15 protein-coding genes, 1 pseudogene and 1 riboswitch are annotated in these 16,102 nt (G+C 47.2%); of the genes and pseudogenes, 13 read left to right on the top strand and 3 right to left on the bottom strand.

The window, feature by feature from the left end; all coding sequences use genetic code 11:
* Positions 1-75 precede the first annotated feature (75 nt).
* Positions 76-639, bottom strand: a complete 564-nt coding sequence (thiT, locus tag EPH95_RS02230; protein WP_142086963.1) for an energy-coupled thiamine transporter ThiT — start codon at positions 637-639, stop codon at positions 76-78.
* Between the two features lie 255 nt (positions 640-894).
* Positions 895-997, bottom strand: a riboswitch (TPP riboswitch).
* A 167-nt stretch (positions 998-1,164) separates the two neighbouring features.
* On the opposite strand from thiT, the gene EPH95_RS02225 reads away from it, so the two are divergent.
* The 3 genes from EPH95_RS02225 to EPH95_RS02215 all read left to right on the top strand — a co-directional run bounded on the left by EPH95_RS02225 (position 1,165) and on the right by EPH95_RS02215 (position 3,078).
* Entirely contained in the window at positions 1,165-1,740 is a 576-nt protein-coding gene (locus EPH95_RS02225) for a TetR/AcrR family transcriptional regulator (protein ID WP_142086961.1), read from the top strand.
* Between the two features lie 124 nt (positions 1,741-1,864).
* On the top strand, positions 1,865-2,254 hold the full coding sequence (locus EPH95_RS02220; protein WP_142091448.1) for a hotdog fold thioesterase: 390 nt from the start codon (positions 1,865-1,867) through the stop codon (positions 2,252-2,254).
* Positions 2,255-2,283: 29 nt separating this feature from the next.
* Positions 2,284-3,078 carry an MBL fold metallo-hydrolase gene (locus EPH95_RS02215; RefSeq protein WP_142086959.1) on the top strand — a complete coding sequence of 265 codons (795 nt, stop codon included), beginning with the start codon at positions 2,284-2,286 and terminating at the stop codon, positions 3,076-3,078.
* Positions 3,079-3,481: 403 nt separating this feature from the next.
* On the opposite strand, the gene lexA is transcribed toward EPH95_RS02215, so the two are convergent.
* On the bottom strand, positions 3,482-4,114 hold the full coding sequence (gene lexA / locus EPH95_RS02210; RefSeq protein ID WP_142086957.1) for a transcriptional repressor LexA: 633 nt from the start codon (positions 4,112-4,114) through the stop codon (positions 3,482-3,484).
* Between the two features lie 142 nt (positions 4,115-4,256).
* Here lexA and EPH95_RS02205 point away from each other — a divergent pair, with 142 nt between their 5' ends.
* From EPH95_RS02205 to EPH95_RS02175, 7 genes are all read left to right on the top strand, one after another.
* Positions 4,257-4,457 carry a hypothetical protein gene (locus EPH95_RS02205; RefSeq protein WP_142086955.1) on the top strand — a complete coding sequence of 67 codons (201 nt, stop codon included), beginning with the start codon at positions 4,257-4,259 and terminating at the stop codon, positions 4,455-4,457.
* 152 nt (positions 4,458-4,609) lie between these two features.
* Entirely contained in the window at positions 4,610-4,843 is a 234-nt protein-coding gene (locus tag EPH95_RS02200; RefSeq protein WP_142086953.1) for a DUF896 domain-containing protein, read from the top strand.
* A 152-nt stretch (positions 4,844-4,995) separates the two neighbouring features.
* Positions 4,996-6,984 (top strand): transketolase, encoded by a 1,989-nt coding sequence (gene tkt / locus EPH95_RS02195; RefSeq protein WP_142091447.1) that lies wholly within the window; start codon positions 4,996-4,998, stop codon positions 6,982-6,984.
* Between the two features lie 174 nt (positions 6,985-7,158).
* Entirely contained in the window at positions 7,159-7,596 is a 438-nt protein-coding gene (gene sirA / locus EPH95_RS02190; protein WP_160141549.1) for a sporulation inhibitor of replication protein SirA, read from the top strand.
* A 187-nt stretch (positions 7,597-7,783) separates the two neighbouring features.
* Positions 7,784-9,073 carry a transposase gene (locus EPH95_RS19140; protein WP_227003941.1) on the top strand — a complete coding sequence of 430 codons (1,290 nt, stop codon included), beginning with the start codon at positions 7,784-7,786 and terminating at the stop codon, positions 9,071-9,073.
* A gap of 295 nt (positions 9,074-9,368) precedes the next feature.
* Positions 9,369-9,593, top strand: coding sequence for a YneF family protein (locus EPH95_RS02180; protein ID WP_142086948.1), 225 nt, complete (start codon positions 9,369-9,371; stop codon positions 9,591-9,593).
* A 100-nt stretch (positions 9,594-9,693) separates the two neighbouring features.
* Entirely contained in the window at positions 9,694-10,215 is a 522-nt protein-coding gene (locus EPH95_RS02175) for a CcdC family protein (protein ID WP_319592812.1), read from the top strand.
* 43 nt (positions 10,216-10,258) lie between these two features.
* Here EPH95_RS02175 and EPH95_RS02170 read toward each other — a convergent pair whose 3' ends face one another.
* Positions 10,259-10,666: a DUF2621 family protein gene (locus tag EPH95_RS02170; RefSeq protein ID WP_142091445.1), complete on the bottom strand. Its 408-nt coding sequence runs from the start codon at positions 10,664-10,666 to the stop codon at positions 10,259-10,261.
* A gap of 170 nt (positions 10,667-10,836) precedes the next feature.
* Between EPH95_RS02170 and acnA the strand changes: the two genes are divergently transcribed.
* The 3 genes and pseudogenes from acnA (at position 10,837) to istB (ending at position 16,088) form a co-directional block, all read left to right on the top strand.
* Positions 10,837-13,566 (top strand): aconitate hydratase AcnA, encoded by a 2,730-nt coding sequence (acnA, locus tag EPH95_RS02165; protein WP_142086946.1) that lies wholly within the window; start codon positions 10,837-10,839, stop codon positions 13,564-13,566.
* Positions 13,567-13,714: 148 nt separating this feature from the next.
* Positions 13,715-15,297: pseudogene (istA, locus tag EPH95_RS02160) on the top strand (IS21 family transposase).
* Positions 15,294-16,088 carry an IS21-like element helper ATPase IstB gene (istB, locus tag EPH95_RS02155; protein WP_142086603.1) on the top strand — a complete coding sequence of 265 codons (795 nt, stop codon included), beginning with the start codon at positions 15,294-15,296 and terminating at the stop codon, positions 16,086-16,088. Before istA ends, istB begins: the two are co-directional and overlap by 4 nt.
* Positions 16,089-16,102: the final 14 nt, after the last annotated feature.

The following is a 16,102-nucleotide window of genomic DNA, read 5'->3' as shown; positions in this document are numbered from 1 at the left end:
TCTTTTCAAGAAATGACCGGATGAATAAATCAGTCATTAATATAATAACATTATTGAAGCATCAGTCAATAGGCTTTAAGAGGTTAGCGTGGTCGTTTTTTTCATTTGAAAAAATTCAGGCTGTGCCTTGTACAGCATGTAGAGAACGACAAGTGTGATTAAAATTCCCGGCAATATATAGGAAATATTGTAAATAAAAGAATAGAGATAAACATTCATCCCCTCAGGGGCGAAGCTCCCGAACCAAACGACACCGGAGACGAAGTGGGATAAAAATCGCAGAGATCCTGCGAATAATACGCCGATGAGCGCCCAGGAAATGGACAATCTTCCTTCGCTATTCTGAAAAGCAAACAATCCGGCAAGCCCGAGGGCGGCATAAGGGACAGGGTGATCCAGAAGCATTTGGATAGGGTGCATAATAAAGGCATTATACATCAAATTAACGACGCCTACGAGCAATCCCGTCAGGACGCCAACGCGCCATCCTCGCCTAAAAGCCATAATGAAAATCGGTACCATGATCAGTGAAATCGAACCGCCTTGTGCCCATGGCCCCGGAAATCTGATGAAACTCAAAATAAACGCGAGCGCCGTCATCAAAGCAATTTCAACCATAATTAGCGTGCGTTTGTGCATAAAAAATTCCCCTTTCTGTGCACCACAGGGGGAAGTTAGGCATACTTCACAGGATTACACTGTGTAAATAGAGGTTGCTGAACAACTTGATAGCAAGGGCGGAATGTCGCTTCCATGGCTTAGCTTTACCGCGGACGAATGGCTAAGCCATCCTCGCGCAAGATCAGCGCTGCTGGGCCTAGGCTCATTTTTCTGCCTACCAATCAGGGAGAATCCCTTGCTACAGAAAGAATTTTTTCATTTTAGCAAACCCTAAATATATACCGTCCACTTCCCTACGCTGGTATGAACCAGGTCAGGTTCGAAGAGTTGGGACACACACGTCCCTCTCAGTCTTTCGACACCTCTAGTGGAAAAATATTTTGTTGATACTTCAGTATTATACGGATATTATGAAATATTGCAAGGTAAGGAATGATATTTTTAATGCGATTTACATAAGAATTAATAATAATCAAGGTATCAAAAAATTCTTTACTAATCATTCTAGAAATGATAAGATCGATTTAGTAAGGGAGGGCAAAAATGGCTCGGAGCAAAGAGTATGATGAGAATATTGTTTTACATAGAGCCATGAAATTGTTTTGGCATCAGGGCTATGAAAAAACGTCCATGCAAGATTTGGTTGCCCATATGGGCATCCATCGCCGTAGTATCTATGATAACTTCGGCAGCAAACATGCGTTGTATATGAAAGCATTGGAACGCTATGCGGAGACGGTGGAAGCCAATTTAGAAACACAGATAAAAACGCTCGATTCAGTCAAGCAGGGGATCAGGCTTTTATTTGAGGTAGCGGTCCATCGCAAAGAGCATCAGCCGAGCGGATGCTTCACGGTGAATACGGCGGTTGAGTTGGCCGAGCATGACCGGGAAGCAATGGAGAAAGTGATGGATCGTTTCTCTAATACGGAGAACCTGTTACATGAGCTAGTGTTATGCGGTCAAACGTCGGGAGAAATATCGGACCGTCATGAAGCGGAGAGGCTGGCCCAATTTCTGAATAATTCGTTAGTTGGCGTGCGCGTTTTGGCGAAAACGAGCCATGACACGCAAAAAATGGAAGAGATTATAGATGTGACACTGTCTGTATTGGACTAACATTTTGATCATTCTAGAATGATCATTCTTAAATAGAAAAAAGAAGGAGTGGATTGGCATGATCGTTGCTCAAGAAGTGTTGGATTTGTATGGCGCAAAGGATAAGGAAGCTTTTGCTGAACAGATGCAGGTTAGAAACAAAGATTCCCTTGTCGGAGAACTTGAAATGGACTATGTGGAACTCAGTTCAAACCGGCTGGTTATGACGATGCCCGTAGGGCCTAAAACGCAGCAACCGGCCGGCATTCTACATGGCGGGGCGTCTGTTGCCTTGGCGGAAACGGCAGCAACCATGGCAACTGCCATGAATATAGATCCACAAAAATATCATCCGGTAGGAATGGAAATTAATGCAAACCACGTGCGCAGTAAAACCAACGGCATAGTCACGGCAACCGCTACCCCTTTTCACAAAGGGCGAACGACCATGGTTTGGGATATTCAAATAACGGACGAAAACGAAAAACTGATTTGTGTCTCCCGTTGCACCATGGCGGTTGTTCCCAAAAAGTGAAAGAAAAACAGGAGGGGAGGGCCAATACAATGCAAATAGATGAAAAAGATGATGTAACTTGTGTGAAAATGGACATTGTTCTCGGAGGTCAGAAAATAAATACCGTTTATGCCTTTTTGGTCGACGGGATGTTAATCGACACGGGTCCTAAGCATATGGAGGCTGAGCTTATTCCTTTCTATGAAGCGCATGCGATTGATTTTGTGACGCTGACCCATAGCCATGAGGATCATTCCGGTACGGCGCCATGGTTGCAGCAAAAATATGAAGTGCCCATATATGTTCACGCTAATGGGGTTGATATTTGTACCCAAGATTGGCCCTATCCGAAATATCGGCAAATGACTTGGGGGAGACGGGTTGGGTTTACGGCCACGCCATTCGAAAATACAATCCAATCCCGAAACCGGGAGTGGAAGGTGATTTATACGCCGGGACATGCCGATGATCATGTCGCGCTTTTCGACGAGGAAAACGGCACGTTATTTTCAGGGGATTTATTTGTTTCTCCGAAACCGAAAGTCATTATGAGCAGTGAGTCCATCCCACAGACGATGGATTCGATCCGAACGTTACTTTATTATGATTTTGATTCCATCTTTTGCTGCCATGCCGGATATGTAGAGAATGGAAAAGAAATGTTAAAGCAAAAATTGGATCATCTAGAGACCCTTTCCGAAGAGGTGAAAATCCTGCATAAAGAGGGGCTAACTGTTGAGGAAATCAGAAACAAATTTTACCCGAAAAAATATCCGGTGATTAGCGTCTCCGGAGGGGAGTGGGACTCTTTGCATATCGTTTCATCTATTTTGGAAAAGGAATAGCAAAACTGAATACAATGGAAAGGATTGACCGAACAAGTGCCCTCGAGCGAAATGAGCTCGGGGTTTTTTCGTGGAAAAATTGATCACGCTTCACTTCGCTCCCGTTTATACATAACATATTGGCAAAGATCGCGAGGTGATGGGCGTGTTGGAGATTGGTCTCTTTTTAACGATCGCGGTTTCCATGCCTGGATTGTTGATTCTTGCTGTGTTGATTACGGCAGGGCATCATCACAAAAAGAAAAACAGGAAGAAAAAATAATCCGAGCAGTTCTAAATGGACGCGTGCAGCGCATAAAGTAAAACAAACACGAAAGCAATGTACGATAATAGTATTATGTTAACAAAATAAATAGAAGGGAAGGAATCTTTACGCTTCCTGCCCTCCTTGCCGGGTTTTGTTTTAGGAAATCGTACGAAAGACACCGCTTATTTTTCCGAGCACTTGGCAATCGTCAAGAATGATCGGTTCCATCGTTTGGTTTTCGGGCTGTAATCGGATGTGATCCCCTTCATTATAAAAGCGTTTGACGGTTGCTTCCTGCTCGTCCGTCATTGCTACGATAATATCACCGTTATTTGCGGTCGGTTGTTGGCGCACAATCACCTGGTCCCCATCAAGAATTCCCGCCTCAATCATACTGTCCCCTTCAATGGTGAGCATGAACACCTGGTCACTTCCGACAAAATGGTCGGGCAACGGCATATATCCCTCTACATTTTCGACGGCTGTAATGGGCAGGCCTGCTGTTACTTTCCCGATTAAAGGAACATAAGCACTTGCCGGTTTGTCTGTTTCGGCAATTTCGTTTCCTTCTTCATCCAGATGAAGAACTTCGATCGCTCTTGGTTTAGTTGGGTCTCTGCGGATATACCCTTTCTTTTCCAAGCGGGCCAAATGGCCGTGAACGGTCGAGCTTGAGGCGAGGTCGACCGCTTCGCCAATTTCTCGCACAGAGGGTGGATACCCTTTCTTTTTTACATTGTCCTTAATAAATTCGAGAATCGTTTCTTGTCGTTGGGAGAGCTTCTTCATGCGATTCACCTCGTTAATCTTCATTTGTGAAAAGCGTACCACATAAAACAAACGTTTGCAAACATTAGTTCCTAAAAAGTCTTGACACGAACGATAGTTCTGATACACTAAAACAAGAACAAATGTTTCGGAGGTTTTTATTATGACGGAGCAAAGAGTTGAAAAAAAACGCAATAAAGGACAAGAGCGCCTTTTATTATTTTTATTTGCCCTCTCCATCATCATTATGACGATGGTTGCCGATCAGTCTCTCGGGAGCAGTGCCGCGGAGGAAAACAAACATATCCAAACGGCAACCCCGGTTCCGGCAGCTGTTGAACATATGGAGTGGCAGAGGGAATAAAAGAATGGGGAAGAAAAAGCAAGGATATGAAGGATCACTTATATTCAGCCATTCATTTAGGTTATAATATGAATTGTTGCCTGTTGATTTCATGCAGACATGAACGTTATAGTATCGATAAGCATAATTCATGACTTTAAGGGGGAGCTTCATTGATATCCGATGAAAAGCTTGACCGTATTAATGAACTAGCCAAACGACAGAAAACCACGGGTTTGACTGCAGATGAGCAAGACGAACAAAAAGACTTGCGGGAAGAATATCTACAGAATTTTAGAACCTCTTTCAAACAGCAGATTCAAAATGTGTCCGTCGTTGATGAAAAAGGAAACGAAGTAACCCCGGACAAATTACGCAATGCCAAAGGCAAACGCCGTTCTTATTAAGAATAAAAAGCGGTGCATCGCTCGTGAAAGTGATGCACCGCTTTTTATCTGACCAAGTTCTTGCACGAAAGACGGAAAGAGATTCTTGTTTTACTTTTAAAAACCATATATCATAACAGGAGAGACAATTCATGAAAGAAAGGATGGAACCATTGACTTCCAACATAGAACAACGCGCCATTAATACCATACGGACATTGTCCATCGACAGTGTCAATCGGGCAAATGCCGGCCACCCGGGGCTGCCCATGGGGGCGGCGCCGATGGCTTTTGCTTTATGGAGCAGACACTTTAAACATCATCCGGCAAAACCGGACTGGTGGGACCGGGACCGTTTTGTCTTATCCGCGGGCCACGGCTCCATGTTGCTGTACAGTTTGTTGCATTTAACCGGCTACGACTTGAGCCTCGAGGAGTTGAAAAACTTCCGGCAATTGGGAAGCAAAACGCCCGGCCATCCCGAATATGGCCATACGGCTGGGGTAGACGCAACGACCGGACCGCTCGGGCAAGGCATTGCCATGTCGGTAGGGATGGCGATGGCTGAAGCCCATCTGGCCGCTACGTACAACCGGGAAGGGTATGCATTGTTCAACCACTATACGTATGTGATTTGCAGTGACGGGGATGTCATGGAAGGGGTGGCTTCGGAATCCGCTTCGCTCGCCGGCCACCAGCAATTGGGCGGCTTAATTGTGCTTTACGATTCCAATGATATTTCCCTCGACGGCGATTTGAACCGGGCGTTCTCGGAGGATGTCTGCCAGCGGTATGAAGCGTATGGCTGGCACACGGCCTTTATCGAAGACGGCAATGATGTGGAAGCCATTGACCGGGCGATTCAAGAAGCGAAAGAAGATCCCCGCCCCAGTTTTATCGAAGTGAAAACCGTCATCGGCTTCGGTTCGCCGAACCGCGCCGGCACGAATGATGCGCATGGAAAGCCGTTGGGGGAGGAAGAAGCCACGCTCGCCAAAGAAGCTTATGAATGGGACCACGAACCGTTCCATGTGCCCGATGACGTCCGCAGCTTTTTTGAACAGAAACAAGAGGAAGCCGCCGCTGTTTACCGCCAATGGGAAGAGACGTTCGAGGCGTACAGCAAAGCCTTTCCGGAAAAAGCCGAGAAACTGGCGCGAGCGTTTGCCCGTGATTGGCGAACGGATGCGTTGAAGGAGCTGCCGAGGTACGAGGCCGGAGAAGAAGGCCTTGCCACCCGGAAAGCCTCGGGGGCAACGATTCAGGCGGTTTCGTCCCAAGTGGACGGGCTGTTCGGCGGTTCCGCCGACCTCGCTTCCTCCAATAATACGTTGATGAATGCGTATGATGATTTTACCAAAGACAACCGCGAAGGCCGCAATGTCTGGTTTGGGGTAAGAGAGTTTGCCACCGCCGCGGCTTTGAACGGGATTGCGCTTCACGGAGGCCTGCATGCGTACGGGGCAACGTTTCTCGTCTTTTCCGATTATATGCGGCCGGCGGTCCGTTTGTCGGCATTAATGGGGGTGCCCGTTACCTATGTGTTCACCCATGACAGCATTGCGGTCGGCGAAGACGGACCGACCCACGAACCGATTGAGCAGCTGCCGGCGTTGCGCGCGATGCCGAACCTTTCCGTGGTCCGGCCGGCGGATGGGAACGAAACCGTTGCCGCTTGGCGGCTGTCGCTGGAAGCAAAGGATCACCCGACCGCCCTCGTGTTAACGCGGCAAGGGCTCCCAACGCTGACGGATCCGGACGACGCGTATGAAAACGTGAAAAAAGGCGCGTATATTTTGGCGGATGCCGACCAGCCGGCGGCCGCGATTGTCGCGACAGGATCCGAAGTTTCGCTCGCGATGGCAGCCAGAAAACAACTATCCGAGCAGGGGATCGCGATTCGGGTCATCAGTATGCCGAGCCGGGACCGTTTCGAAACCCAACCGGAAGCTTACCGGCAATCGGTCATCGACCATGCCATTCCGACTGTCACGCTGGAAGCAGCGGCTACATTCGGCTGGGAACGTTATGCCGGAGAGGGCGGCAAAACCATCGGCATCGATCAATTCGGTGCTTCGGCTCCCGGCAATGTGGTTATGGAAGCTTTCGGATTTCACGAAGATCATATCGTAAATGAAGTGAAAGCCTTAACAGAACAGTAAGCATCGCCTTTGGAGGTGTCCTGGACAAATGTCAGGGCACCTTTTGCGCGAAAGGATGTCACCTAATGAAATAATTTGTCGACCGTTACAGGGTCTCACCATACAAATGTTGACATATTATTTTGCGGCCAAGCATTAAAATTAGGGGAAGACACAAAAAAGGAGGGCGAGCTTTTGCACCGATACGATATTTATCTTCTAAACCAGGAAATCGCACGGCAATTTATTCAAATGGAAAACAAACTCTTCCATCTTTTTAAAGAGTATGAGACGGTACCCTCCCTTCGGCAAGAGGCTCAAAAACAAGTCGATTATATTTGCCGGCCCATTTCGATCCATCATTTGGGAGAATGGCTTTCTTCCGCTCAAATAACCTCCTTTCCACAAGGGGAGGGGGATGGTTTCGTCTATTATTTGGAAGGGAGCGAAGGAGTGAAATTAATGCTGTCCGAAAGAAGGGTGCAAATTTGGAGCACCCTTGATATGGAGGACGAATGGTTGTGGTTCGATCATTTGCAGGCGTATGACCCTTATTTTTTTGCTTGTGATGTGGAGCGGGAAAAATACGGGTGGTTGAAGCCGATCAAGATGCATATGCATCTTTTCGGATAAAGTGGCCAACAGTAATCTCGGTTCTAAATAAAAAAATGCGCCATCAAATCAGGTGTAACAAGGGATTGGCGAAAACAACGTAAAATAGCAAAAATCGCATTTTGATTGGAAAAAATGGGGAACAAAGGAAGGGAATCAGCGAAAAATGAAGAAACACCTCCTAAGGACAAAAAAGGAGGTGTTAACGGTGGGTAGACCTACTTTGCAAAAACTACTCACCTATGTGTCTAAGGTATATGGAATCGGCGAAAAAATCAAGAGGGCAAAGGACGGAAGAAAAGATCCGGACATTCTAGCATCGACGATATGCTCTATCCTTATGCTGGGTTGTCTGTGGCGCATGCCGAGCTTGAATGTGTTGGACCAATGGGTGAAATTTGGGCGATTCAAAAAGCTTTTCCCTGGCGTTCGCTTGCCCCGTGTTGATGCCGTGCGTGAGTCTTTAAGTCAGTATGATTTGGAGCCTTTACAGGCGATGCATGACGATACGATTCGCAAGGCAAAGCGAAACAAAGTTTTCCAACAGGGAACGATGAAGGGACGAGTGGTCGTTGCTCTGGATGGATTTGAACTGTTTGAAAGCAAGGTGAAAGAATGTGACGCATGCTTAACCCGTGTCATTGATGGCGAAACCCATTATTACCATCAAGGCGTCGCTTGCATGACGATCGGCTCTGATCCTCACGTGATCCTTGGAATCGACCACTTACATCCCAGGGATGAGAAAGATGACGATGAGGGCGAACTCACAGGCGGGAAACGACTCATCCGAAACCTTTATGAGCAACATCATCATTTTGCCGATGTGATCGTGGGTGATGCCCTGTATGCCAATGCCCCTTTTATCAATGACGTACGCGCCATTGGCATGGATGCGATCGTTCGCGTCAAAAACAAACGTTTGAATCTCGTCAAAGATGCGCTGGGGCTTTTTCAAAAGCGTGACTCTGACGCTCAATGGACCCACGAGGACCCGGAGCCAAAGGGCAAGCAAACGAAGAGAAAACAAAAGCATATCCATGTCGAAGCATGGGATGAAGAAGGATTTGAAATGGGAGGCGTTCCCGAGCCCGTCCGCTTTCTGAGATTCCGCGAGACGATCACGCAAAACATGTATCAAGGCAAGACCGTCGAACGCGTCGAGACCATCAAAGAGGTTTGGGTGGTGACCACGCTCGGTAAACATGTGCCGACCAAAGACGTTTGGGAAATGATTCACGAAAGATGGGATATTGAAAATAACGGCTTTCGGGAACTCAAAACCAAGTGGCATATACACCACTGCTTTATGCACCATCCACGCGCCATCGAAGCCATGGTCATGTTCATCATGATCGCGTTTAACTTATTTCAACTCTATACTTTCCGCAGGGTGAAAGATTTTTGGAACAAGGGGATGACCCTGTCTTTTCTTATCGAAGAGTTCAGAATCGATGCGGTCAGGGAGGATGTTCCCCTTTATGCGCTGTTAGAATAAACGCGTTGTCCACCGTTCGTTTGTCTGAATGTATCAGAGAATAGCAAAGGATGGCGAAATTTGACCATCCAACAGCTCTTTATGGGCAAATAGACATACCTATTCCACAGAAATGTAGAACGATGCCGCATATTCTTTGTTCACACCGGCGCTTTTAAAATTGGAAATTGGAACCGAGATTTTTGAGTGGCCAAGCGATCCCTTTTCAACGTCTGATCGATACGGTATAATGGATGATGTTTGCTTTACGAATTATATCCGGTACCGAATGATCGGCGTAAGGAGGAATAACCGCATGAGCACGATTTGGGTTGTGTTGATCGCGATGGCAGCCTTGCTCGTAGGTCTTGTGGGAGGGTTTTTCATTGCCCGGAAAACAATGGTCAATTATATGAAGAAAAACCCGCCTATCAATGAACAAATGCTGCGCGTGATGATGATGCAAATGGGACAAAATCCATCCCAAAAGAAAATCAATCAGATGATGAAAGCAATGCAAAAAGAACAGGGGAAAAAATAAACAGATGCACGAAACACCTCTCGATTGGAGGTGTTTTTGTCGTTGGACGGCCCGTCATTGATCATGGGGCTTGTAACAGGTATGATAGGGGTTGGAGGAGGTGGGCAACATAACGGAAACAACATTAATCTTTATACTTACAACGATTGGCGCGGCTATGATGGGGACGTTTGCCATCATTGTACGAATGAAAGCAATTAAAAAACCGGCGTCTGTCAAAAAAATCATTATTCCACCGATCATGATGAGTACCGGTTTTTTAATGTTTTTATACGAACCAACGCATCTTCCCCTTGCCCGTATTGTAACGCCCCTGATGGTCGGTGCCGCCGCTTCCTATTTATTGATTCGCACGTCACGCTTTGAAATACACAACGGCGATATTTATATGAAAAGATCCAAATTGTTCATTTTTTTATTGTTAGGGTTGCTCATAGTCCGAGTGCTCATAAAGCTGGTCATGGGCGAACAAATTCATCTTGCTCAAATGGCAGGAATGTTTTTCCTGCTCGCTTACGGGATGATCCTTCCGTGGCGCATTGCCATGCTTCTTATGTTTCGAAAGAAACAACAAGAAGTAAATGAACCGATCATGGACATCCCCATGAGAGAAAGAACATAAAAAAACCGGGGATCCCGCGCTTGGGGTCGACCGGTTTTTTCTATTAAAACAGCTGTTCATATTGGCTGTAATCCATCTCTTTTTCATCCAGTTTTTTTCGCAAAAATTTATGGTCGCGTTTCGGGGTGGCCAAAATATACCCGCGGATAATCAAGTCTTCCGTCATTTGTTCTGCGCGCTCTTGTAAAGCGAGTTCTCCAATTTTCCCCGCAATTTTTTCACGGGCGATGTCCCTGAACAATTCAGGAACGGGAGAGACGAGTTCTTCCAATAAATTACTCTGATCGCGTGTCCACAGATGGCGGGTTTTTTCAATATAATAGTCTTGCCAATCGAGGATGGAGTGCCCATCATCTTTCGGAAGACGCTTCAGGAACTTTCGAAACATAAAAAAACCGCCGATAAACATGAACACAATCATGAACACAGACCAAAGGGCAATCAACCACATAAAAATATCCGTACTCACGTTGCTCACCACCACGTTTAATCTCTAAGGTTAGTTTAGCATATCTCCCAATTTGATTTATACTATCAGCCTCCATAAGAAGTATGAGTCTACATTTTTACTTCGACATTTTTAACAGATTGTTATATGATAGAGACAGAGGAGGGGTATACATGGGAGAAACCAACGACATGTATCAGGCGAAGAAAACGCTGAATGTAGGAAATGAAACATACCATTATTATGACCTCGCCGCTTTGGAAAAAGCGGGTATCGGCGACGTCAGCAAGTTGCCTTATTCGATTAAAGTATTACTGGAATCTTTATTGAGACAACAAGACGGCAAAGTGATTTCTTCGGAACATGTGGAAAGCCTTGCCAACTGGGGAACGAAGGATGGCGGGAGCGAAGATGTTCCATTTAAACCATCCCGCGTAATCCTTCAGGATTTTACGGGGGTTCCCGCGGTTGTGGACCTGGCTTCCCTCCGAAAAGCGATGGTTGATGTCGGGGGCGACCCGTCGTCCATTGATCCGGCAATTCCGGCGGATCTCGTTGTCGATCACTCCGTGCAAGTGGATCAGTTCGGCACAAGCGATTCACTGACGCGGAATATGAATCTCGAATTTGAACGGAATGAAGAACGTTATAAGCTTTTGAGCTGGGCAACGCAAGCCTTTGATAATTACAGTGCCGTTCCGCCCGCGACCGGCATCGTTCACCAGGTGAACTTGGAATACTTGGCGAATGTTGTGCATGCAAAAGAAAACGATCAAGGGGAAAAGATCGCCTATCCGGACACCCTCGTCGGCACGGACTCCCACACGACGATGATTAACGGCCTCGGTGTTCTCGGATGGGGCGTCGGCGGTATTGAAGCGGAAGCCGGCATGTTGGAACAACCGTCTTATTTTCCGGCACCCGAAGTTGTCGGCGTGAAGCTTGAGGGCAGCCTTCCGGAGGGCGCGACCGCAACGGATTTGGCACTGAAAGTTACTCAGCTTTTGCGTTCCAAAAACGTCGTCGGCAAGTTCGTCGAATTTTATGGACCCGGTTTGAAGTCCATGTCCCTTGCAGACCGTGCCACGATTTCAAACATGGCACCGGAATACGGCGCAACGTGCGGCTTTTTCCCGGTGGATGAGGAATCGTTGAACTACATGCGTCTGACAGGACGAAGCGAAGAGCAAATCGCGCTCGTAAAGGCCTATAGTGAAGCAAATGGGTTGTTTTACAGTGAGGACGCTGTTGATCCGGATTATTCAGAAGTAGTTCCCTTGAATTTGGACACAATTGAACCGGCGTTGGCAGGTCCGAAGCGGCCTCAGGATTTGATTGAACTGGGTGATATGCAACAATCATTCAAAGAAGCCGTTACCGGTCCGGAGGGCAACCAAGGTTTTGGACTTAATGCAGCTGAATTGGACAAACAAGTGGAAGTTACGCATCCGAATGGCGAAACGTCCACGCTCCCTACTGGTGCCGTAACGATCGCGGCAATCACGAGTTGCACGAACACCTCCAACCCGTCCGTGATGATCGGTGCCGGATTAATGGCCAAAAAAGCGGTGGAAAAAGGGCTGGATGTTCCGGCGTATGTAAAAACATCTCTCGCACCCGGATCGAAAGTCGTTACTCGCTATCTTGAAGATTCAGGGCTAATGCCGTATTTGGACGAGCTCGGCTTCAATCTCGTCGGATATGGTTGTACGACTTGCATCGGCAACACGGGACCGCTTCCGGAAGAAGTGGAGCAAGCGATCGCGGACAATGATCTGCTCGTTTCCTCGGTACTAAGCGGAAACCGAAACTTTGAGGGTAGAATCCATCCGCTCGTGCGTGCGAATTACTTGGCTTCTCCGCCGCTCGTCGTTGCTTATGCACTCGCCGGAACCGTGAATGTCGATCTTAGAAATGATTCTTTCGGGAAAGACAAAGATGGCAATGACATCTTTTTCAAAGACCTATGGCCAAGTACGACTGAAGTACAGACCTTCATTCAGGAGAACGTTTCTTCCGAAATCTTTAAGGAAGAGTACAGCAGCGTATTTGACAATAATGAACGTTGGAATGCGTTACAATCTAAGGATGACGCAACCCTTTATGATTGGGATGAAGCGTCCACCTATATTCAGAACCCGCCGTTCTTTGAAAATCTTTCCAAAGATCCACAGGCGATTGAAAGCTTGAGTGGGATGAGAGCCATTGGTAAGTTCGGAGATTCGGTGACAACCGACCATATTTCTCCGGCAGGTTCTATTGCAAAAGACAGTCCGGCAGGACAGTATTTGCAATCAAAAGGATTAAAGCCGGCACAGTTTAACTCATACGGCTCCCGCCGCGGAAACCATGAAGTAATGATGCGGGGAACGTTCGCGAACGTACGTATTCGCAATCAGCTGGCACCCGGAACAGAAGGCGGCTTCACGACGCACTGGCCGACTGGTGAAGTCATGCCGATCTATGATGCGGCGATGGAATATAAAAAAGATAACACCGGACTCGTCGTGCTTGCAGGGGACGATTACGGGATGGGAAGTTCGCGTGACTGGGCAGCCAAGGGAACGACCCTCTTGGGCATTAAAATGGTCATCGCGAAAAGCTTTGAACGAATTCACCGCAGCAACCTTGCACTAATGGGCGTTCTGCCCCTTCAATTCAAAGAGGGCGAAGGCGCCGATGAACTAGGTCTAAGCGGTGAAGAAACATTCCGCGTAGACATCGACGAAAACGTCAGCCCGCGGCAACTCGTTACCGTTACGGCAGAAGACAACGATGGAAAGACGAAAACATTCGAAGCTATTGTTCGCTTCGACAGTGAAGTGGAAATTGACTATTACCGTCACGGCGGAATCCTGCCTATGGTTCTTCGCGACAAACTGGCGGCAGAAGCGAAAGCGTAATTCAATGGAGGGCTGTCCTGCAAAGGGCAGCTTTTTTTCGCACGATTGTATATGATAACTTAAAAATCGGCCACCGTGTTCATTGAAAATCCGGCCAGTAAGATTGAAAATCTCACCTGTGCAATACATACAGGTGGGGGCAGGAGAGATGATCACCATGAGCCAAAAGTACCAATCATTAATACAGTATATGCAAGAGGGGAAGTCGATACGAAAAGTTGCCCGAGATATAGGGATACACCGGGAGACCGTCAGTAAATACGTAAAGGAATATGAACAGAAGCGCAAACAACTCATGGAAGGAGGCGAAGATGTCGAAGTCGATGCTTTGATCGAATCCTTAACAGAGAAGCCGATCTACACTACCGGTTCTCGACCCAAACGTAAACTGACACCGGAGATTGAGCAACGAATCCTTGCTTTCCTTGAAGAAAACCGGGAAAAGCGTCAAAAAGGGCAGCGGAAACAACAAAAAACGGTCATGGACATGTATGAGGTCTTGGAAGATGAGGAGGTGGACATTAGTTACAGTACGGTCCGACGGTTGGTGCGCCAATTGGAACATAAAGCCAAGGAGGCTTTTATTAAAGAAACGTACATGCCCGGAGATGTTTGTGAGTTTGACTGGGGGATGTAAGAATAACGGTTGACGGACGGTTACAGACGTTCCAAATGGCCGTCTTTACATCGGCGTATGGGAATTACCGTTGGGCTTGTCTGTTTCCCAAGCAAACGACCGAGTGCTTTCAAGAAGCGCATGCCCGTTTCTTTGCCCATATCGGCGGTGTTCATACCACGCTCACCTATGACAACATGCGCGTGGCCGTTAGGCGTCTGGCCGGGGATAAGGAGCCCACAGAAGGGCTGATGCAACTGATGATGTATTACGGGTTTCACTGCCGATTCTGTAATATCCGCCGTGGCAATGAAAAGGGGCATGTGGAACGCAGTGTAGATGTCATCCGACGGAAGGCATTCTCTAACAAAGATATCTTTGATAGCTTGGAAGAAGCGAACCACTATCTCGAGACGTTATGTTCGGAAAAACTCAATCAGAAACCCATGAGCCAATACGAAGGCCAAACGCCCAAACAGCGCCTCGAGCAAGAACATGAGTATCTTTTAGAAGCACCGCCAAAATGGGATGCTGCCCGTGTGCAGTATGCTCGAGTGGATAAATACGCGACCCTGGTAATCGAGCAAAACCGTTATTCGGTTCCTGATCATTTGGTTGGCGAAATGATCATGGTGAAGGTATACGCGGAGCGCATCCGTTGCTTTTACAACGAAGCGTGTATAGCCAATCATGAACGGCTCAGTGGCCACCATCGGTGGAACCTTCAACTCTCACACGTCTTGGAGACCTTACAAAAAAAGCCCGGTGCATTGGCGGGAAGCTTAGCCCTGCACCAGGCGGATCAAAAAATCAAAGATATTTACAAGACGTATTATACAGGTAAGGAGCGTGATTTCATAGCATTATGTCACTACTTGCGGGACGAAGGTGATCTCGACGGCGTCTTAACCGCCATTGACCAACTGGCAGCGATGCATCCGAAACACGTCACCACCGATAAAATAAAAGCGATATGTGACAAAAACAACGAACAGCCGGTCACAGCAGCTTCAATGTCCCAGGATACAGAAGCCATTACCGAACAAGCCAGAACCCATATGAGTGATTATGATCAGTTGTTTCAAATGAAGGCACCCAAGGAGGGGGTTCATTGACACTCAAAACCCAAGAAGAATGGCACGCAGACGTTCAATCATACGCGAAAGAATTAAAGTTACCAATGATTCGCAGACACTTGGCTGAGCATGCGTCAGAAGCTAATCTGCAGGATATCAGCTATGAAGCCTTTCTGGCAAAACTTCTGCAAAAAGAACAGGACGCCCGACGGGAATCCGCCCGCTATAATCGCATCCGCCGGGCGGAGTTCAGCCAGAAAAAATACTTGGAAGACCTTTCCGTGCAAGACTTGCCTGAAGATGCCCAGAAACAGCTCAAGACCCTAAAAACTCTTGACTTTATCCGTGAAGGGCGGAATGCCATTTTTGCCGGAAACGCCGGGACGGGGAAGACCCACATGGCTATCGGCTTGGGGATGAAAGCTTGTTTAGAAGGGTTTAAAGTTTGGTTTACGACCGTCCCGATTCTTGTTAACCGCATCAAGGAAACACGGGCGGAGAACACCCTTCGTAACTTTCAAAGCCGATTTGAGAAATATGATCTGGTGATCGCTGATGAGATGGGCTATATCTCCTTTGATAAAGAAGGGGCGGAACAACTTTTCACCCATCTATCCCTTCGTGCGGGGCGCAAATCAACGATAATCACGACAAATCTATCTTTTGAACGTTGGGGGGAAATCTTTCAGGACGAAGTCATGACGGCAGCGATGATTGATCGCCTTACTCATCAAGCGCATATTGTCAATATGAACGGGAGCTCTTATCGCATGAAAGAGACCAAGGCTTGGCTGGGAACACAACATTCAGGCGTATCTCAGCCGTCATGATGGATGCTTCTGGA

It is taken from the genome of Salicibibacter halophilus (assembly GCF_006740705.1).
Taxonomy (GTDB): Bacteria; Bacillota; Bacilli; order Bacillales; family Marinococcaceae; genus Salicibibacter; species Salicibibacter halophilus.
Note: the sequence above shows the minus strand (reverse complement) of the source record. Positions and strands in the feature narration are given on the sequence as shown.

What these genes read in the sequence shown, in the direction of transcription:
- EPH95_RS02215 (WP_142086959.1), top strand. Translation starts at nt 2,284, where the DNA reads ATGCAAATAGATGAAAAAGATGATGTAACTTGTGTGAAAATGGACATT.
- lexA (WP_142086957.1), bottom strand. Translation starts at nt 4,114, where the DNA reads ATGAAGAAGCTCTCCCAACGACAAGAAACGATTCTCGAATTTATTAAG.
- EPH95_RS02180 (WP_142086948.1), top strand. Translation starts at nt 9,369, where the DNA reads ATGAGCACGATTTGGGTTGTGTTGATCGCGATGGCAGCCTTGCTCGTA.
- EPH95_RS02205 (WP_142086955.1), top strand. Translation starts at nt 4,257, where the DNA reads ATGACGGAGCAAAGAGTTGAAAAAAAACGCAATAAAGGACAAGAGCGC.
- EPH95_RS02225 (WP_142086961.1), top strand. Translation starts at nt 1,165, where the DNA reads ATGGCTCGGAGCAAAGAGTATGATGAGAATATTGTTTTACATAGAGCC.
- acnA (WP_142086946.1), top strand. Translation starts at nt 10,837, where the DNA reads ATGGGAGAAACCAACGACATGTATCAGGCGAAGAAAACGCTGAATGTA.
- EPH95_RS02220 (WP_142091448.1), top strand. Translation starts at nt 1,865, where the DNA reads ATGCAGGTTAGAAACAAAGATTCCCTTGTCGGAGAACTTGAAATGGAC.
- thiT (WP_142086963.1), bottom strand. Translation starts at nt 639, where the DNA reads ATGCACAAACGCACGCTAATTATGGTTGAAATTGCTTTGATGACGGCG.
- EPH95_RS02170 (WP_142091445.1), bottom strand. Translation starts at nt 10,666, where the DNA reads ATGTGGTTGATTGCCCTTTGGTCTGTGTTCATGATTGTGTTCATGTTT.